The organism is Pseudomonas sp. ArH3a (assembly GCF_022648765.1).
Taxonomy (GTDB): Bacteria; Pseudomonadota; Gammaproteobacteria; order Pseudomonadales; family Pseudomonadaceae; genus Aquipseudomonas.
The window spans coordinates 1,267,098-1,286,658 of the sequence record NZ_CP080330.1 but is presented as its reverse complement, the minus strand read 5'-3'; the positions used below and the strand labels follow the sequence as shown (position 1 = coordinate 1,286,658).

Here is a 19,561-nt window from a genome sequence, read left to right as displayed (position 1 = left end):
AGGACGGAGACTCAATCATGTCATCCATAGGAAGCAGCTCTTTCAGGTCGGCTGTACAGCCGAACGAGACAGGCGCAATTACATCCAAGGAAAATGAGACTGAACAGTTAAAAAAGGATCGAAAAAAGAAGGAAGAGGAAGCGGCGCCCGAATTTGTTAAGGGGGCGGACGGCGCGATCTACAAGGTGGAGGGTGACATAAAGACGCTCGTAAAACCGGCGCCGCCCACTGAAGACCAGATCACTTTTTAACCAACACCCAAAATAAAAAGGCCCGCAATCGCTGCGGGCCTTTTATATCAATCACACCGCTTACGGCTTATGCCCACGCGACAGGAACTCGTGGGACTGCATTTCCAACAAGCGGCTCAACGTGCGCTGGAATTCAAAGTTCAAGCGACCGCCGGTGTAGAGGTCCTTGAGTTCGACTTCCGCCGAGATGATCAGCTTGACGTTGCGGTCGTAAAACTCGTCGACCATGTTGATAAACCGGCGCGCGATGTCGTCGGTGGTGACGCTCATCTGCTCCACGCCGCTCAAAATCACCGCGTGAAAGATCTTGCCCAGTTCGATGTAGTCGTTCTGGCTGCGCGGGCCGTCGCACAGTTGGCGGAATTCGAACCAGGCCACGTCATCGCAGGTGCGCAGCGCGATGATTTCGCGGTTCTCGATCATCAACTTGTCGTTTTCCACCGCCTGGGTGCATTCCGGCGTGAGCGCGCGGAAGCTTTTTTTCAGGCTTTCGTGCGCCGCTTCGTTCAGCGGGAAGTGGAACAGCTCGGCCTGCTCAAGGTGACGCAGGCGGTAGTCGACGCCGCTGTCGACGTTGACGATCTCGGTGTTCTGCTTGATCAGCGCGATGGCCGGCAGGAAGCGCGCGCGTTGCAGGCCGTCCTTGTACAAGCCGTCGGGCACGATGTTCGAGGTGGCAACCAAGGTCACGCCGTTCTTGAACAGCTCTTCCATCAGGGTGCCGAGGATCATGGCATCGGTGATGTCGGAGACGAAGAATTCATCGAAGCAGATCACCCGCGCTTCGTCGGAGAAGCGCTTGGCGATGATGGTCAGCGGGTTTTTCTCGCCCGGCAAGGTCTTCATTTCTTCGTGCACGCGTTTCATGAAGCGGTGGAAGTGCGTACGTACCTTTTCCTTGAACGGCAGCGCTTCAAAGAAGGTGTCGACCAGGTAAGTCTTGCCGCGGCCCACGCCACCCCAGAAGTACAAGCCCTTGACCGGCGTGTGGTCTTTCTTGCCAAACAGCTTGCTGAACATCCCTGGCTTGCTTTGCGAGGCCGCGACCAGGTCGTCGTACAGGCGCTGCAAATGACGCACCGCAGTTTCCTGGGCAGCGTCATGGAAGAATTCAGGACGTTTCAGATCAGCTTGATATCGTTCTAGGGGCGTCATAATTTCGTTAGCAAGGCAACAAAAACGGGCCGTCACTGTAACGACGGCCCTGGAGAATGGCAATCAACCCTTGGTCGGGTTAATCCTCGATGGGGGTCAACGCGACGCGCAGGGCTTCGATGGCAGCATCACGCGATGCCATATCGGCGAAGGTCGCACTGTCGGCCACAGCAGCGCCGTCCAGCCACACGCTGAAGCTCAGCACTTCAGTTCGCACGTCCAGCGCGTCACCACTTTGCAATTGCTTGGTTACCGCACCGGCCGCTTTGCCGTCGGCAAAGTTGCGCGACAGCAGCAGTTGCTCGCCATCGGCCGCCAGCAAGCGGAAGCGGAAACTGCCGTCGTCTTCGCGAAAGCTCACAAAGCGCGCGGCTTTGGCGGTTTTCTTCTTGGTCGCCACCGGCGCCGCAGCCTCATTGACGAATGAACGCAGGCCCACCGCCTCACGCAGCTCGGCCAGGAACGGCGCCGCTACGGCACGGGCCTTCTTGGCGCCGATCAGCAGCAGGTCTTCCATGTCCGAAGGGCGCGACATCAACTGGTGATAACGCTCGCGCGCCTCACCCAGTTGGCTGTCGAGCAGTTGGAACAGACGGCTCTTCGCCTCGCCCCAGCCCAAACCTTGCAACAACTCAGCGCGGAACTCTTCTTCCTGGGCCTTGGTGGCAAACGCCTGGAACAGGGTGAACAGGTGCGAGTTGTCCGGGTCTTTGGCTTCGCCAGGCGCGCGGGAATCGGTGACGATCCGCGAGATGGCGTCTTTCATGTCCTTGGCGCTGGTGAACAACGGGATGGTGTTGTCGTAGCTTTTCGACATCTTGCGGCCATCCAGGCCCGGCAAGGTGGCGACGCTTTCTTCGATCAACGCCTCGGGCATGGTGAAGAATTCTTTACCGTTGCCAAACAGGTGGTTGAAACGCTGGCCGATGTCGCGGGCCATTTCCACGTGCTGGATCTGGTCGCGACCGACCGGCACTTTGTGTGCGTTGAACATCAGGATGTCCGCCGCCATCAGTACCGGGTAGCTGTACAGGCCCATGGTGATGCCCGCGTCCGGGTCTTCACCGGTTTCCACGTTCTTGTCCACCGAGGCCTTGTAGGCATGGGCGCGGTTGAGCAGGCCCTTGGCGGCGACGCAGGTCAGCAGCCAGGTCAGCTCGGGAATTTCCGGGATGTCGGACTGGCGATAGAAAGTCACCCGGTTCACATCCAGGCCACCGGCCAGCCAGGTCGCGGCGATTTCCATACGCGAGCGCTGGATGCGCTGCGGGTCATCGCACTTGATCAAGGCGTGGTAGTCGGCCAGGAAGTAGAAGGAGTCGGCATTCGCGTCTTGGCTGGCAAGGATCGCCGGGCGGATCGCGCCAGCGTAGTTGCCCAGGTGCGGCGTGCCGGTGGTGGTGATGCCGGTGAGGATACGGGTACGAGTCGTCATGGGTAATCGCTTATCAGACTGCTATCAATTCGAGAGGCGCGGCAGCACCAGATCCTTGAGATCGGTCAGCTTGCCATGAAAAAAGTGACCGCATTCTGCCACTTTCAGCAGCTCATGGGGGCGTTTCAAGGCGCCAGACCAGTCGTAGACCAGCTGCGGGTCGACCACTTCGTCGGTTTCCGGCTGGATCAGGGTCAATGGGCAGCCTTGGGGCAGCAGGTCGGTATCGCGCAGGCGCATCACGGCGGCGGCAACCATGAACAGGTTCGCGAGCTTTTCACCCTTGGCTTCCAAACGGCCGCCGAGGCTGGCGGCCACGTAACCGCCAAAGGAAAAACCGAGCAGGGTGATCGGCAGGTCGGGGTGTTTTTCCCGCAGCCAGGTGGCAGCCGCTTCGGCATCGTCCACTTCACCGGTGGCCATATCGTGTGTACCGGCGCTGGCACCGACGCCACGGTAATTGAAACGTAAAGTAATCAAACCGGCATCGCGGGCGGTGCGTTGCAGGGTCGAGACAACTTTATTGAGCATGGTCCCGCCCTGCACCGGGTTAGGGTGGCAGATCAGCGCCAGGCCACGTGGCTCGGGGTGATCAAGGTACAGGGCTTCCAATTGGCCAACCGGGCCATCGATCAAAACGGGGGTTTCACGCATGAGCAAGGAATGAACTCCGTGACCTCTCAAAGGGTCGACTCGTCTAGCTAAAAGTCTGTGCATGGCATCATTGCGAGCTTAATCGCGGTATACAGCGCAGGTTTGAGCCGTTAACGTAAAGCAAAGCCGTTTATAGAGGAAGGACTCGTGGAACACTCGCTCTTAGTTTGGTTGTTGCCGACTCTCGCCTTGGTTGCCGGTGTCGCCATTGGATTCCTGGTTGCCCGTCTGCTGCCGAATGCCGCGCCTAACCGCACGCAGCGTCAGTTGGATGACATTCAGGAACGTTTTGACAGTTATCAGAACGAGGTTGTTACCCACTTCAACAGCACCGCGACCCTGGTCAAGAAGCTCACCCAGAGCTACCAGGAAGTACAGGATCACCTCGCCGATGGCGCCAACCGCCTGGCCCTCGACGACATCACCCGTCAGCGCCTGCTGGCTGCGTTGCATTCCGATGCCCCGCAAACTGCGCGGGAGCGCCTGACCCCACCGCGGGAAAACCAGGAGCCACCACGGGACTACGCGCCAAAAACGCCGAACGCCCCGGGCATGCTGGATGAGCATTACGGCTTGAAGAAGTAAGTCATTTTCAAGCAATAAAAAAAGCCCGGCTGATCGATGATCAGCCGGGCTTTTTGTTGGGCACTCACTTCATCAGCCAACACCGATCAAATGTGGGAGCTGGCTTGCCTGCGATCGCGGTGTGCCAGCTTACACCGCCATCGCGGGCAAGCCCGGCTCCCACATTGATCGAGTTCGGCCTCAGGAGACGAGTTGCTCCTGAAGATGCCCACCCTCGATCCGCACATGCCGCCCATGGAAGCGCTTGAGGCTGCTGCGATGGCCGACGCTGACGATGCTCAGCCCCGGCAACTCATCGATCAAGGCTTGGTACAACGTTGCCTCATCCTCTTCATCCATCGCCGAGGTGGCTTCGTCCATGTACAGCCATTGCGGTGCAAACAACAGCGCGCGGGCAAACGCCAGGCGTTGCTGCTCACCCGGCGAGAGCATGCGTTGCCAGTGGCTGGCTTCGTCCAGACGGCCGACCAAGTGCGGCAAGCGGCAGGTTTCGAGCACCTGTGCATAACGTTCCGGCGGGTAGACGCTGTCGGCCTGTGGATAACTCAGCGCGGCCTTCAGGGTGCCAATCGGCAGATACGGTTTCTGCGGCAGGAACAGGTAACGCGCCGCCGGCAGGCGGATGCTGCCGTGGCCCGCCGGCCACAAGTGCCCCATGGCGCGCAGCAAGGTACTTTTACCGCTGCCGGAACGCCCGCTGAGCATCACACGCTCGCCCGGCTCCACGGTCATGTCGCCATCGGTCAGCAAGTGGCGACCGTCGGCCAAGTCCATGCCCAAGTCTTTCACCACCAGACGCTCGCCTTCCGGGCGCACATCAATGGCCGGGGCACGCTGCTCGTTTTCACTCATGGCCTGGTGGAAGCTGAGCAGACGATCACTGGTCGCGCGCCAGCTGGCGAGGTCAGCGTAAGCGCTGATAAACCAGCTGAAGTTGCCCTACACATTGCCGAACGCCGAGTTGATTTGCATCAGCTCACCCAGTTCGATCTTGCCGGCGAAATAGCGCGGCGCAGCGACGATAAAGGGAAAGATGGTTGCGATCTGTTCATACCCGGCGGTGAAGAAGGTCAGGCGCTTGGACACTTTCATAATGTCCCAGAAGTTGCGCCAGACCTTGCCGAAACGTGCGCTCAAGCGCTGGTTTTCATTCGGCTCGCCGTTATACAGGGCGATGCTCTCGGCATTCTCGCGCACGCGCACCATGGAGAAACGCAGGTCCGCTTCGAAGCGTTGCTGTTGGTTGCTCAGGCCGATCAAGCGACGGCCGATCAAGTGGGTTATCCAACTGCCGATCCCGGCGTAGACCAGCGCACACCAGAACATGTAACCCGGGATGGTAAAGCCAAACACCTCGATGCTGCCGGAAACGCCCCACAAAATAATCGAGAAGGACACCAGGCTGACGATATTGCGCAGCAGACCCAGGCCCAGGCCCAACGTATTCGAGGTGAAGTTATTGAGGTCTTCGGATATCCGCTGGTCCGGGTTATCGGTGTAGCCGCCCTGCTCCAGCTGGTAGTAGTTCTTGTCGGCGAGCCACCGTGCGAAGTGCTTTTCGGTGAGCCAGGCACGCCAGCGAATGGTCAGCATCTGGGTCAGGTACAGGCGGTATACCGCGCCGAGAATCGCCACGGCGGCAATCCCGCCAAAATAGCCGATCAACTGCCAGAAGGCGGCGGTGTCCTTCTTCTCCAGGGCGTTGTAGAAATCCTTGTACCAGTGGTTGATCCACACCGAGATCGCCACGCTGAACAGCGACAGGCCAACCAGTGCGACCAGTAGCAACCAAGCCTTGCCCTTCTCTTCACTGCGCCAATAGGGCGTGATCATCGCCCAGGTTCGGCGCAAGAATTGCCCACGCACCGCGTCATTGACCGCGCCATAGTCAGCGTTCTGATTCATCGTTCAGGCTCGATAGGGAAAAGATGACAGGCGTTTGAACCGATCATAGACGATCGGTTCAGAGCTCCCTGCGGCCTGAAGCGGATTGTTCAGACTTTGTTCAGCGCCGTACTGGGCGCTTCTGCAGCTTGCGCTGCAAAGTCCGTCGGTGCATGCCCAGGGCGCGGGCGGTGGCGGAGATATTGCCTTCGTGCTCGGTCAGTACGCGCTGGATGTGTTCCCACTGCAGGCGGTCCACCGACATCGGGTTTTCCGGCACCAGGGTATCGAGGTCAGCGTGCTCGGAGAGCAAGGCGGCCAGCACGTCGTCGGCGTCTGCCGGCTTGCACAGGTAGTTGCAGGCGCCGCGCTTGATGGCCTCGACAGCGGTGGCGATGCTGGAGTAGCCGGTGAGGATCACCACGCGCATTTCCGGGTCGAGTTCCAGCAGTTTAGGCAGTAGCACCAGCCCGGAGTCGCCGTCCATTTTCAGGTCGAGCGCGGCGTAGTCCGGCAAATCGGCCTGGGCGATGGTCAGGCCTTCTTCGGCCGAGCCTGCGGTGCTTACGCGGAAACCACGGCGGCTCATGGCACGCGCCATCACGCGGGTAAAGGTGGCATCGTCATCTACCAGCAACAGGTGCGGCAGTTCTTCGCCTTCGACTTGGATCTCGTCACTCATCGATATCTCCTCGTGCGACACGGGGCAGGCGCAGCTCGGTGAGCGTGCCACCTTCCTCATGACTATAGAGCTTCACTGAGCCGCCCGCGCGGGTCACGCTGGCCTTGCTCAAAAACAGGCCGAGGCCGAAGCCTTTGCCCTTGGTGGTAAAAAAGGGTTTACCGATCTGCTCGGCAATGGCCAGCGGCACGCCAGCGCCGTGGTCACGGATACTGATGGTCACGTCTTCGGCATCCCAATCCAGCTGCACGCCCAGCCCTTCGGGGCAGGCGTCGGCAGCGTTGTTGAGCAGATTGAGCAAGGCTTGGGTCAGGTCCGGCGGCGGCGCCATGCGCGGCACGCTGCCCTGGCCCAGCAGGTTGAAGCGGTAACTGGCTTCGGGGCGCATCAGGTGCCAGCGGTTCAGGGCTTCGTCGAGCCATTGGGTCACGTCCTGCATTTCCACCGCCAGGCGGCGATTGGCTTCGGCGGCCCGCACCAGTTGCTGCAGGGTCAGCTTGCACTGCTTGACCTGTTCCTGCAGCACGCTCAAGTCTTCTTGCAGGGCCGGGTCGTGATGGTCCTGGGTCATTTCCTTGAGCAGTACGCTCATGGTCGCCAACGGCGTGCCCAGCTCGTGAGCGGCACCGGCGGCCTGGGTGGCGACGGCCAGGAGTTGCTGGTCACGCAGGCCTTCTTCGCGGCGAATGGCGCGTAATTCTTCCTGGCGACGCAGCTCTTCGGCCATGCGCGCGGCAAAGAAAGTAATCACCGCCGCAGACAGCGCAAAGCTCAGCCACATCCCATAAATCTGCAGATTTTCCCTAGCGATAGGGAAGGTCTGCAACGGGTAGAACTGTGCCAGCAGCAAGGTGTACAGCATCAGCGCGATACCCGACAGCACCACCGAGTAGCGCCATGGCAAGGTCACGGCGGCAATCGTCAGTGGCACCAGGTAATACGAGACGAACGGGTTGGTGGAACCACCGGAGAAATACAGCAGCACACTGTGGATAAACAGGTCGCAAGCCAACTGCAGGGCGTATTCCAGCTCGGTCACCGGCCAGGTGGTACGCAGCCGAATGGCCGTAAACACACACAGCACGGTGGAAAAGCCGAGGGTCACGGCCAGCTGCAGCCACGGCAATGGCAGCAGGTCGAACCAATACGCGAGCCCGACGGAACCGGCCTGTGCGGCCAGTACCAGGGTACGAATGAACGTCAGGCGCCAGAGGTTCTGGCGGGTGGCGGAAGTCAGTTTTACGGCGGCGAGCATGAGCTCTCCCGGTGAGCGCTGCAGGCGGATCGCCAGGAGTATAAACGAAGCAGGCCGCCTGGCACGGCGCGTGTGGCTCTTTGACGCAGGCCGAGCGAATGACCGTTCGTCGGCGCCCCCACAACTTGTAGCGAATGTGTAAACCCGAAGAACCCGACAGCACCGTCTACAGTCATACCGAACACGACTATCCCAAGGAGCTTCCATGTCTCGTTTCACTCGCAGTGCAGCCGTACTGACCCTGAGCGCCAGCGCCCTGGCCACCCTCCCGGCGATGGCCGCCGATGAGCTGCATTACAACCAGATTTCCCTGCGCGCTGAGGTCAGCCAGGAAGTGGCCCGCGACAAGATGATCGTCACGCTTTATACCGAGTCGCAAAATACCGACCCGGCCAAGCTCGCCGCCGAAATCACCACCACCCTGAACAAGGCCCTTGGCGAAGCGCGCGAAGTCAAAGGCGTGACCCTGCGCCAGGGCAGCCGTAGCAGCTACCCGATCTACGACAACAAGAACCAGAAGATCACCGGCTGGCGTGAGCGCGCCGAGCTGCGCCTGGAGAGTGCGGACTTCCCGGCGCTGTCCAAGCTTACCGGCGAGCTGCTCAATACCCTGAAAATGGAAAACATGGACTTCGCCATCGCCGACAACACGCGCAAGGCCAGCGAAGATGCATTGCTCAAAGACGCGGTTGCCGCCTTCAAAGCGCGCGCCCAACTGGCCACCGATGCGCTGGGCGGCAAGGGCTACAAAATCGTTAACCTGAACTTCAACACCAATGGCTATCCGATGCCTTACGCCCGCAGTGGCGGGATGATGATGAAAGCAGCCATGGCGGATTCGGCGCCGACGCCGGAAGTCGAAGCCGGCACCAGCCAGGTCAACATGAGCGCTGATGGCGTGATCGAAGTACAGATGCAGTGACCCCTACCTGACAAACCTGAACGGCGGTAACCTCGGTGACCGCCGTTTTTGTTTGGGCGGCTTTATAGGCCTGCTACTTCAGGAGTTTCCATGCAAAGTTCTGCGTTCAAACCGCTACTCCTGGCTGCAAGCCTGCTGGCTTTTATGCCGATGGCCCAAGCGGCCAGCACCCTGGTCTACTGCTCAGAAGCCAGCCCCGCCGGCTTCGACCCCAGCCAGTACACCAGCGGCACCGACTTCGATGCTTCCGCCGAAACCGTGTTCAACCGTCTGACCCAGTTCAAGCGCGGCGGCACCGAAGTCGAACCCGGCCTGGCGACGAGCTGGGAGGTATCCAAAGACGGCCTGACCTACACCTTTCATCTGCGCGATGGCGTCAAGTTCCACACCACCGACTACTTCACCCCTACCCGCGACTTCAACGCGGATGACGTGCTGTTTACCTTCAACCGCCTGCTGGATGCCGACAGCCCCTTTCGCAAGGCCTACCCGTCCGAGTCGCCGTACTTCACCGACATGGGCTTGAACACCACGATCAAAAACCTCGAAAAACTCGACGATCACACCGTGCGTTTCAACCTGAACAACGTCGATGCCTCGTTCGTGCAGAACCTGGCGATGAGCTTTGCTTCGGTGCAATCGGCCGAATACGCCGCGCAGCTATTAAAAGAAGGCAAGGCTTCGGATATCAATCAAAAGCCCGTAGGCACCGGGCCGTTTGTGTTCAAGCGCTACCAGAAAGACTCGCAGATTCGCTACGCGGCCAATAAACAGTATTGGAAGCCCGAGGATGTGAAGCTCGACAACCTGGTGTTCGCCATCACCCCGGACGCGGCCTCGCGCTTGCAGAAACTCAAGGCCGGCGAATGCCAGGTCAGCGGCTACCCACGCCCCGCCGACATTGAAGTGATGAAGCAGGACCCGAATCTGCGCGTGCTGCAGCAAGCCGGTTTCAACTTGGGCTTTCTGGCGTACAACGTCACTCACCCGCCGCTGGACCAGCTCAAAGTGCGCCAGGCCCTGGACATGGCCATCGACAAACCGGCGATTATCAAGGCCGTTTACCAAAGCGCCGGGCAATTGGCGCAGAACGCACTGCCACCGGCGCAGTGGTCTTATGACCCCAACATCAAGGACGCGCCGCACGACCCGATCAAGGCGCGGGCGCTACTAAAAGAAGCAGGGGTTGCACCAGGTACCACCATCAATCTGTGGGCGATGACTGTGCAGCGCGCCTCGAACCCCAACGCGCGAATGTCGGCACAAATGATCCAACAGGATTGGGAAAAAGTCGGTATCAAAGCCAATATCGTTAGCTACGAGTGGGGCGAATACATCAAGCGCGCCAAAAATGGCGAGCACGACGCGATGATTTACGGCTGGACCGGCGACAACGGCGACCCGGATAACTGGCTTGGCGTGCTCTACAGTTGTGCCGCGGTCAAGGGCAGCAACTACGCTAAATGGTGTAACCCGGCCTACGACAAACTGGTGCAACAGGCCAAGGTCAGCAGTGACCGTGAGCAGCGCATCAAGTGGTATCAACAGGCACAGAAAATCCTTAAGGAACAAGTACCTATAACGCCTATCGCAAACTCGACGGTTTTCCAGCCTATTCGCAAAGAAGTGCAGAACTTCAAGATCAGCCCGTTTGGCCTGACACCGTTTTATGGTGTCAGTCTAGATAAGTAACAGCGACGCCCCAACCGAGTGCGCCAGACGCCTCGGTCGGGCTTTTTTGGTGCGTCAAATGCACTGAAAAAACCCTCTATATATATGCATTTATGTACAAACTTTCATAAATGCGACATTCCTGTACGTTCGTACCACAGTTTGGCTCTCGCGACGGTTCAGCATCTTGCAATGGGTATGGCGCCTGCATAAGTATCCGCAGGCCGACTCACGAGGTCGCCCTCACCACCAAAAATGACAACAAATCATGAGGCCAACATGCTTAAACACGCAGTCATTCCGCTTTTAGTGAGCGCTGGCCTTATGGCCGCAGCCCCATTCGCCCAAGCGGCGACTAACCTGGTGTTCTGCTCCGAAGGGAGCCCGGCTGGTTTCGACGCCGCCCAGTACACCACCGGAACAGACTTCGATGCTTCGGCCGAAACCATGTTCAACCGTCTGACCCAGTTCGAACGCGGCGGCACCGCTGTTGTTCCTGGGCTGGCCACCAGCTGGGACGTGTCCCCGGATGGCCTGACGTACACCTTCCACCTGCGCGAAGGCGTCAAGTTCCACACCACTGCGTACTTCAAGCCGACCCGTACCTTCAATGCCGATGACGTGCAGTTCACGTTCAACCGCATGATCAACAAGGACGACCCGTTCCGCAAAGCCTCCCCCACCGAGTTCCCGTACTTCACGGACATGGGGATGGACACCAACATCAAGAACATCGAGAAAGTCGATGACCACACCGTCAAGTTCATCCTTGGCACCGTGGACGCTGCTTTCATCCAGAACATGGCAATGAGCTTCGCTTCGATCCAGTCGGCTGAATATGCCGCCCAACTGTTGAAGGAAGGCAGAGCCCAGGACATTAACCAGAAGCCGGTCGGCACTGGTCCGTTCGTGTTCAAGAGCTACCAGAAAGACTCCAACATCCGTTTCACCGGCAACAAGGATTACTGGAAACCTGAAGATGTGAAGATCGACAACCTGATCTTCGCCATCACCACTGACCCGTCGGTGCGTATCCAGAAGCTCAAGAAAAACGAATGCCAGATCACTCTGTTCCCACGTCCAGCCGACCTGAAGACGCTGAGCGAAGACAAAGACCTGAAAATGCCGAACCAGGCCGGTTTCAACCTGGGTTACATCGCCTACAACGTAATGCCGGTGCTCAAAGGCCAGACTGCGCCTAACCCGCTGTCGGACCTGCGCGTGCGCCAAGCCCTGGACATGTCGGTAAACAAGCAGCAGATCATCGATTCGGTTTACCAGGGCGCTGGCCAACTGGCCGTCAACGCCATGCCACCAACCCAATGGTCCTACGACACCACCATCAAAGATGTTCCGTTTGACGTGACCAAAGCCAAGGCTTTGCTCAAGGAAGCCGGTATCAAGGAAGGCACCGAAATCACCCTGTGGGCGATGCCGGTTCAGCGTCCGTACAACCCGAACGCCAAGCTGATGGCTGAGATGCTGCAGAACGACTGGAAACAGATCGGCCTGAAGGTCAACATCGTCAGCTACGAGTGGGGCGAGTACGTCAAGCGCGCCAAAGGCGGCGAGAACCAGGCCATGCTGATTGGCTGGAGCGGCGACAATGGTGACCCGGACAACTGGCTGAACGTAATGTTCGGTTGCGACTCGCTGGCCGGTAACAACTTCTCCAAATGGTGTGACAAAAAATTCGATGGCCTCGTGAAAGATGCCAAGGCCACATCGGATGTCGCCAAACGCACCGAGCTGTACAAGCAGGCGCAACATATCCTCAAAGATGCAGTCCCGTTGACACCTATCGCGCACTCGACGGTGTATCAACCCATGCGCAACACCGTGCAGGACTTCAAGATCAGCCCGTTTGGCTTGAACTCCTTCTACGGCGTGAGCGTAAGCGGCAAGTAAGGATTAGTAACGGCGACGCGTCATAACGTCGCCGTTATTGCATCCGCCTGGACCATAGGAAACAGACCACATCCGAAACGTTGCCGTCCTACAGCAATGAGCCGCGACCTGTGCATCCGTTACCTACAAGGTCAATCCGTTTTGGCGTATTTACTGCGAAGTCCGAGACCCATAACGTCGTAGGACAGCAGAAGCACCAAGCACGGAAAGGCACTTGCTGTGTGTGGGATCAGTGATGTCTCCCAGGCAAAAGCCTGGGTGATTGCTCGCTGATGACAACAACAAACAAGGATTGGGATCGTCATGCGCCATACCACCGTTCTATCCGCAATTTTTGGCACCAGCCTGCTGGCTGTGGCTACGATGGGCCAAGCCGCCGACAAGAAGAGCCTGGTGTTCTGCTCTGAAGGCAGTCCGGCAGGGTTTGACACCGCGCAATACACCACCGCCACCGACAACGATGCCGCCGAGCCGCTGTACAACCGCTTGGTTGAATTCGAAAAGGGCTCAACCAATGTGGTACCTGGGCTGGCAACCAAGTGGGATATTTCCGAAGACGGCCTGACTTACACCTTCCACCTGCGTGAAGGGGTGAAGTTCCACAGCAACAAGGAGTTCAAGCCGACGCGCGACTTCAACGCCGACGACGTGCTGTTCACCTTCAACCGTATGCTTGACCCTGAATACCCGTTTCGCAAGGCCTACCCCACCGAGTTCCCGTACTTCACCGGGATGAGCCTGAACAAGAACATTGCCAAGGTCGAGAAAACCGACCCTTACACCGTGGTGATGACCCTGAACACGGTCGACGCCGCGTTCGTACAAAACATCGCCATGAGCTTTGCCTCGATTCTGTCGGCCGAGTACGCCGAGCAGCTGCTTAAAGAAGGCAAACCGAGCGACATCAACCAGAAGCCGATCGGCACTGGCCCGTTTGTGTTCCAGCGCTACCAGAAAGACTCGCAGATTCGTTATGTGGGCAACAAACAGTACTGGGACCCGAGCCGCGTGAAGCTCGACCAGCTGATTTTTGCGATCAACACCGACGCATCGGTGCGGGTACAGAAGCTCAAGGCCGGCGAATGCCAGATCACCCTGCATCCGCGCCCGGCCGACGTCGACGCTCTCAAGGCCGACCCGAATCTGCAATTGCTGACCAAGCCGGGCTTCAACCTCGGCTACATCGCCTACAACGTGCGCCACAAACCCTTCGACCAGCTCGAAGTGCGCCAGGCGCTGGACATGGCGGTGAACAAGCAGAGCATCCTCAACGCCGTGTACCAGGGCGCCGGTCAGCTGGCGGTCAACGCCATGCCGCCGACCCAGTGGTCCTACGACGACACCATCAAGGACGCCGCCTACGACCCGGAAAAAGCCAAGGCACTGCTCAAGGCTGCCGGCGTGAAGGAAGGCACCGAGATCACCCTGTGGGCGATGCCGGTGCAACGGCCGTACAACCCCAACGCCAAACTGATGGCCGAGATGCTGCAAAGCGACTGGGCCAAGATCGGCCTCAAGGTCAAGATCGTCAGCTACGAGTGGGGCGAATACATCAAGCGCACCAAGAACGGTGAGCACGATATCAGCCTGATCGGCTGGACCGGCGACAACGGTGACCCGGACAACTGGTTGGGCACCCTGTATAGCTGCGACGCCATCGGCGGGAACAACTACTCCATGTGGTGTGACCCGGCGTACGACAAGCTGATCAAGCAAGCCAAGGTCGTCACCGACCGCGAACAAAGGACTGTTCTGTACAAACAGGCGCAGCAACTGCTTAAAACACAGGTGCCGATCACGCCAGTCGCCCACTCGACGGTCAACCAGCCGTTAAGCGCCAAAGTTGAAGGGTTCAAAGTCAGCCCCTTCGGCCGCAACGTGTTCTCGGGCGTCAGTATCACCCCATAAGAAAATAACCGGATTTGCAGGGAGCGAAGTTAGCTCCCTGGCAAACGTGCAGCCTTTTGTTGGGAAATTTCCTACGGCAAACGTTTGCAAGGCTTGAACGAGTTACACACCCAATAGCCGGTTCACCTAAAAAGACCGGCATTAAAAAGAGAACCAAAGGAGCTTCACCCATGAAACTGAGCAGCAAAGCGCTTCTGGCCTTGGCCATCAGCAGCATCACGGCAACCGCCTTCGCTGAACCTCAAAGCCAGGACTTCGTTCCTACCACATTGGCCGGCACCAGCGCCCAAAGCGAGGCCAAAGGCTTTGTCGACGGTCAAAGCCTGGGCGGTACTACCCGTAACTGGTTCTCCAGCGAGCGTAAATTCCGTGGCCAGCGCTTCTCTTACAAGAAGCACGGCGTGACAGAAACCGACGCGAACCGTACGAACTGGCTGCAAGGCACCATCCTTAACTACTCCTCGGGCTTCACCCAAGGCACCGTGGGCGTGGCGACCGAAGTGGCGGCTTACAACGTTGTGGCCCTGGACCGCAGCAAGCGTGACATCAAGGGCGGTTCCAACCGTACGCTGGCTGACTCCGACGGCGATGCCGTCGGCCAGTGGAGCAAACTGGGCCTGGCCAACGTGAAGTTCCGTGTCTCGAACACCACCTTGACCGCCGGTCGCCAGAACTTCAGCAGCGGCATTGTCGACACCATCGGTAACCGTGCACTGCCTTCAAGCTTTGAAGGTGTGTCGTTCGACAGCCAGGAACTCAGCAACCTGTCGTTCCAGGGCGGTATCTTTGACCGCGTTTCGCCACGTACCGAACAGAGCCTGTCGAAATTCCGCTCCGAGTACGGCAATGGCCAGGAAACCGACAAGGTCAAAACCCTGGGCTTCAACTACCAGCCGTTCAAAAGCCTGAAAACCAGCGTTTTTGCCGCTAACGTCGAAGACTTCTGGAACCAGTACTACTTCGGCGCTACCCACGAACTGGGTGATGCCCAGACTCTGGCACTGACCACCGGCTTGAACTACTACAAAACCACCGACACCGGCAGCAAGAAGATGGGCAAAATCGACAACGACACTTACTCGTTGTCTCTGGGCCTGACTCACCAAGCCCACAGCCTGACCTTCTCCTACCAGGCCGTTAACGGTAACGAGTACTTCGACTACCTGCACGAAACCAACGGCATCTACCTGGCCAACTCCCTGACCTCTGACTTTAACGGTCCGAACGAGAAGTCCTTCCAGGTTGCCTACGGCCTCAACATGGCTGAATACGGCGTGCCAGGCCTGAAGTTCAACATCTACTCGGCTCGCGGCTGGGGCATTGATGGTACTCACTACACCGGCGACGGCGGCGTGAAAGGCTTCGCTTACAACGGTATTCAGTCCCAAGACGGCGAGAAGCACCAGGAATACGGCGTAGGTACTTCCTACGCTATCCAGAGCGGCCCTCTGAAAGCCACCACCATCCGTGGCACCTACGTCACTCACCGTGCCAGCGCCCAACAGGCTGACGGCAACATCCGTGAGTTCCGCCTGGTCACTACCATCCCGTTCAACATCCTTTAATTAGCGCCAGGTAGACGGCGGGTTCATGACGAACCCGCCGTCTACGCTTGTCTGGTTCAATCGATTGCAGAGGGCTCTGAATGAAAATGCTCCCGCTACAAGCTGCCATTGCCGCTGCGCTGTTGAGCGTCGCGATCGGCGTTTCGGCCAAACCGCTGGTGGTCTGCACCGAAGCCAGCCCGGAGGGTTTCGACCCGGTCCTGTACACCACGGCCGTCACCGCTGACGCCGCTGCCGAAACCATGTTCAACCGCCTGGTGGACTTCAAGCCCGGCACCACCGAAGTGATTCCTGCACTGGCCAAGGCCCTGCCGGAAATCAGCGCCGATGGCCTGACCTACACCTTTCACCTGCGTGACGACATCAAGTTCCACACCACCGACTACTTCAAACCCACGCGCAACATGAATGCCGACGACGTGCTTTGGAGCTTCCAGCGCCAGCTGGACCCGAACCACCCTTGGCATAACAAGTCCGCTGTGGGCTACCCGTACTTTGAAAGCATGGGTTTCAAGGAACTGCTCAAGAGCGTAACGAAGACCGACGACCACACCGTTGTCTTCACCCTGACCCGTCCTGAAGCACCGTTCCTGGCCGACCTGGCCATGGCGTTTTCCTCGATCCACTCCGCCGAATACGCCGACCAGTTGCTCAAGTCCGGCAAGACCGATGACCTGAACGCCAAGCCGATCGGCACCGGCCCGTTCATCTTCACCCGCTACGCCAAGGACGCCCAAGTGCGCTTCAAGGCCAACCCGGATTACTTCCGTGGCAAGCCGCCAGCTGACCCGTTGATCCTGGCCATCACTACCGACAGCAACGTGCGCCTGCAAAAGCTCAAGGCCAACGAATGCCAGATCGCGCTGTATCCCAAGCCCGATGACGTGCCGAGCGCCAAGGCTGATCCAAACCTGAAAGTCGCGGAACTGGCGGCCATGACCACCAGCTACACCGCCATGAACACCACCCACAAGTACATGAGCGACGCGCGGGTGCGTCACGCGATCAACATCGCGTTCGACAAGAAAGGCTACAACGAATCCCTGTATGGCAAAGGCAACGCCATCGACGCCACTGGCCCGTATCCACCGACGCTGCTGGGTTTCAGCGACAAGCTGAAGAACCCACCGCGCGACCTGGACAAGGCCCGCGCCCTGCTCAAGGAAGCCGGCGTACCGGAAGGCACCGAGTTCACCTTGTTCACCCGTAATGGCGGTGGCCCGACCAACCCTAACCCAATGCTCGGCGCCCAGCGCATGCAGGCGGATCTGGCGCAGATTGGCCTGAAGGTCAACATCAGAGTCATGGAATGGGGCGAAATGCTCAAGCGCGCAAAAAACGGCGAGCACGACATGGTGTCGGCTGGCTGGGCAGGCGATAACGGTGACCCGGATAACTTCCTCACGCCAAACCTGAGTTGCGATGCAGCCAAAAACGGCGAAAACTACGCCCGCTGGTGTAACAAAGAGTTTCAAGACTTGATCGATAAGGCACGCGCCATCGAGGAACCCTCGAAACGGGCTGCACTCTACGAACAAGCCATGGACGTTTTCGAGAAGGATCAACCCTGGATTCCCATGGCTTACCCGAAAATGTTCACCGCCATGCGCAAAAACGTCGAAGGCTTTACCCAAAGCCCTCTGACTACAAATAACTTCGCCACCACCCAGGTGAAGTAATAAGAGACGCTCGGCACCGTCGACATTGACGGTGCCGAACCTGCCTAACCGGCTGATTGAGGTACACAACAAGATGTTTAGCTTTATTGCCCGCCGATTGGGGTTATTGATCCCCACGTTTTTCGGCATCACGTTGCTGACGTTTGCGTTGATTCGCATGATCCCCGGCGACCCTGTCGAAGTCATGATGGGCGAACGACGAGTCGACCCAGAGATGCACGCACAGGCAATGGAACGCCTCGGCCTTAACAAGCCGCTGTACGCGCAATATTTTGACTACGTAGGCAAGCTCGCCCAGGGCGACCTCGGTGAATCCCTTCGCACCCGCACCAGCGTGTGGACCGAATTCACCGCCCTCTTCCCCGCGACCCTGGAACTGTCCATGGCCGCCCTGTTGTTCGCCGGTATCCTGGGCCTGTTGGCCGGGGTGATCGCGGCCTTGAAACGAGGATCCCTGTTCGACCATGGGGTGATGGGCATCTCCCTCGCGGGATATTCGATGCCGATTTTCTGGTGGGGCCTGATCCTGATCATGTTCTTCTCGGTAAGCCTGGGCTGGACCCCGGTTTCCGGGCGTATCGACCTGCTCTATGACATCGAGCCACGCACCGGCTTTATGCTGATCGACACCTTGCTGGCTGACGAGCCGGACGCTTTCTGGGATGCCTTGCACCACCTGATCCTGCCGGCCATCGTGCTCGGCACCATCCCGCTGGCGGTGATCGCCCGGATGACCCGTTCATCGATGCTCGAAGTACTGCGCGAAGACTACATCCGCACTGCCAAGGCCAAAGGCCTGTCGCCGGCGCGCGTGGTGTTCGTACACGGCCTGCGTAACGCGCTGATCCCAGTACTCACCGTGGTCGGCCTGCAAGTCGGCACCCTGCTGGCCGGTGCGGTCCTGACCGAAACCATTTTCTCGTGGCCCGGCATCGGCAAATGGCTGATCGAAGCCATTGGCGCGCGAGACTACCCGGTGGTGCAAAACGGCATCCTGCTGATCGCCTGCCTGGTGATCCTGGTGAACTTCGTGGTGGATATCCTCTACGGCTTCGCTAACCCACGCATCCGTCACCAGCGCTGAGATCATGACCATGACCCCATCTACACAAGCGGTAGCAGTCGATCAAAGCCTGCTGTACCCGTCCCCTTACAAAGAATTCTGGCAAGCCTTCTCCAAGAACAAAGGTGCGGTTGCCGGCCTGCTATTCATGACCCTCATCGTGTTTTGCGCGATCTTCGCCCCGTGGGTTGCGCCGCATAACCCCAGCGAGCAATACCGCGATTTCCTGCTGACCCCGCCGTCGTGGCTGGAAGGCGGGCAGATCCAGTTCCTGCTCGGTACCGACGAGCTGGGCCGTGACCTGCTTTCGCGCCTGATCCAGGGTTCGCGCCTGTCCTTGCTGATCGGCTTGTCGTCGGTGGTGATGTCGCTGATTCCAGGCATCCTGCTAGGCCTGTTCGCTGGCTTCTTCCCGCGCCTGCTTGGCCCAACCATCATGCGCTTGATGGACATCATGCTGGCCCTGCCGTCGCTGCTGCTGGCTGTCGCCATTGTCGCGATCCTCGGCCCTGGCCTGATCAACACCGTGATCGCTATCGCCATCGTGTCGTTGCCATCCTATGTGCGTCTGACCCGTGCTGCAGTGATGGGCGAACTGAACCGCGACTACGTGACGGCCGCCCGCCTCGCCGGCGCCGGCCTGCCACGCCTGATGTTCATCACCGTGCTGCCTAACTGCATGGCGCCGCTGATCGTACAGGCCACTTTGAGCTTCTCTTCGGCGATTCTCGATGCCGCGGCCCTGGGCTTCCTTGGCCTTGGCGTACAACCGCCAACCCCTGAGTGGGGCACCATGCTGGCTTCGGCCCGTGACTACATCGAACGCGCCTGGTGGGTCGTGAGCCTGCCGGGTCTGACCATTTTGCTCAGCGTGCTGGCAATCAACTTGATGGGTGACGGCCTGCGCGATGCGCTGGACCCGAAACTCAAGAACGCCGCCTGAG

The 19,561-nt window shown here is 58.9% G+C and carries 15 protein-coding genes and 1 pseudogene; 10 read left to right on the top strand and 6 right to left on the bottom strand.

The genetic code is table 11. The features are described 5' to 3' along the window. Window positions 1–17 precede the first annotated feature (17 nt). Window positions 18–251 carry a hypothetical protein gene (locus tag K0P33_RS05775; protein ID WP_094950398.1) on the top strand — a complete coding sequence of 78 codons (234 nt, stop codon included), beginning with the start codon at window positions 18–20 and terminating at the stop codon, window positions 249–251. Between the two features lie 60 nt (window positions 252–311). Here the strand turns inward: K0P33_RS05775 and zapE are convergent, their stop codons facing one another. The 3 genes from zapE to K0P33_RS05760 form a co-directional block, all read right to left on the bottom strand. Next, the gene (zapE, locus tag K0P33_RS05770) at window positions 312–1,406 is read right to left on the bottom strand and encodes a cell division protein ZapE (protein ID WP_012722199.1); all 1,095 of its coding nucleotides are present in this window, start codon (window positions 1,404–1,406) and stop codon (window positions 312–314) included. Between the two features lie 79 nt (window positions 1,407–1,485). Then, window positions 1,486–2,841 (bottom strand): tryptophan--tRNA ligase, encoded by a 1,356-nt coding sequence (locus K0P33_RS05765; protein WP_094950397.1) that lies wholly within the window; start codon window positions 2,839–2,841, stop codon window positions 1,486–1,488. A gap of 24 nt (window positions 2,842–2,865) precedes the next feature. After that, on the bottom strand, window positions 2,866–3,495 hold the full coding sequence (locus K0P33_RS05760) for an alpha/beta fold hydrolase (RefSeq protein WP_242154459.1): 630 nt from the start codon (window positions 3,493–3,495) through the stop codon (window positions 2,866–2,868). A 147-nt stretch (window positions 3,496–3,642) separates the two neighbouring features. Between K0P33_RS05760 and K0P33_RS05755 the strand changes: the two genes are divergently transcribed. Further along, window positions 3,643–4,080, top strand: a complete 438-nt coding sequence (locus K0P33_RS05755; protein ID WP_094950395.1) for a DUF1043 family protein — start codon at window positions 3,643–3,645, stop codon at window positions 4,078–4,080. Window positions 4,081–4,260: 180 nt separating this feature from the next. Here the strand turns inward: K0P33_RS05755 and K0P33_RS05750 are convergent. The 3 genes and pseudogenes from K0P33_RS05750 to K0P33_RS05740 form a co-directional block, all read right to left on the bottom strand. Further along, window positions 4,261–5,985: pseudogene (locus K0P33_RS05750) on the bottom strand (ABC transporter ATP-binding protein/permease). Between the two features lie 100 nt (window positions 5,986–6,085). Next, window positions 6,086–6,646 (bottom strand): response regulator transcription factor, encoded by a 561-nt coding sequence (locus K0P33_RS05745; RefSeq protein ID WP_003171731.1) that lies wholly within the window; start codon window positions 6,644–6,646, stop codon window positions 6,086–6,088. After that, on the bottom strand, window positions 6,639–7,901 hold the full coding sequence (locus tag K0P33_RS05740; RefSeq protein ID WP_242154457.1) for an ATP-binding protein: 1,263 nt from the start codon (window positions 7,899–7,901) through the stop codon (window positions 6,639–6,641). The genes K0P33_RS05745 and K0P33_RS05740 overlap by 8 nt, the downstream gene beginning before the upstream one ends. Window positions 7,902–8,106: 205 nt before the next feature. Between K0P33_RS05740 and K0P33_RS05735 the strand changes: the two genes are divergently transcribed. The 8 genes from K0P33_RS05735 (at window position 8,107) to K0P33_RS05700 (ending at window position 19,560) form a co-directional block, all read left to right on the top strand. Next, window positions 8,107–8,823, top strand: a complete 717-nt coding sequence (locus tag K0P33_RS05735; RefSeq protein WP_094950392.1) for an SIMPL domain-containing protein — start codon at window positions 8,107–8,109, stop codon at window positions 8,821–8,823. Between the two features lie 90 nt (window positions 8,824–8,913). Continuing rightward, window positions 8,914–10,515 carry an ABC transporter substrate-binding protein gene (locus K0P33_RS05730; protein WP_242154454.1) on the top strand — a complete coding sequence of 534 codons (1,602 nt, stop codon included), beginning with the start codon at window positions 8,914–8,916 and terminating at the stop codon, window positions 10,513–10,515. A 258-nt stretch (window positions 10,516–10,773) separates the two neighbouring features. After that, a complete protein-coding gene (locus K0P33_RS05725) occupies window positions 10,774–12,402 on the top strand; it encodes an ABC transporter substrate-binding protein (RefSeq protein ID WP_094950390.1) in 1,629 nt (542 codons plus the stop codon). A gap of 303 nt (window positions 12,403–12,705) precedes the next feature. Beyond that, on the top strand, window positions 12,706–14,310 hold the full coding sequence (locus K0P33_RS05720; protein WP_094950389.1) for an ABC transporter substrate-binding protein: 1,605 nt from the start codon (window positions 12,706–12,708) through the stop codon (window positions 14,308–14,310). Between the two features lie 170 nt (window positions 14,311–14,480). Further along, the gene (locus K0P33_RS05715; protein ID WP_094950388.1) at window positions 14,481–15,875 is read left to right on the top strand and encodes an OprD family outer membrane porin; all 1,395 of its coding nucleotides are present in this window, start codon (window positions 14,481–14,483) and stop codon (window positions 15,873–15,875) included. 80 nt (window positions 15,876–15,955) lie between these two features. Further along, complete coding sequence (locus K0P33_RS05710; protein ID WP_242154452.1) at window positions 15,956–17,554, top strand: ABC transporter substrate-binding protein; 1,599 nt, start codon at window positions 15,956–15,958, stop codon at window positions 17,552–17,554. A gap of 73 nt (window positions 17,555–17,627) precedes the next feature. Continuing rightward, window positions 17,628–18,638, top strand: coding sequence for an ABC transporter permease subunit (locus K0P33_RS05705; protein ID WP_094950443.1), 1,011 nt, complete (start codon window positions 17,628–17,630; stop codon window positions 18,636–18,638). 10 nt (window positions 18,639–18,648) lie between these two features. Then, window positions 18,649–19,560 (top strand): ABC transporter permease subunit, encoded by a 912-nt coding sequence (locus tag K0P33_RS05700; RefSeq protein ID WP_094950444.1) that lies wholly within the window; start codon window positions 18,649–18,651, stop codon window positions 19,558–19,560. Window position 19,561: the final 1 nt, after the last annotated feature.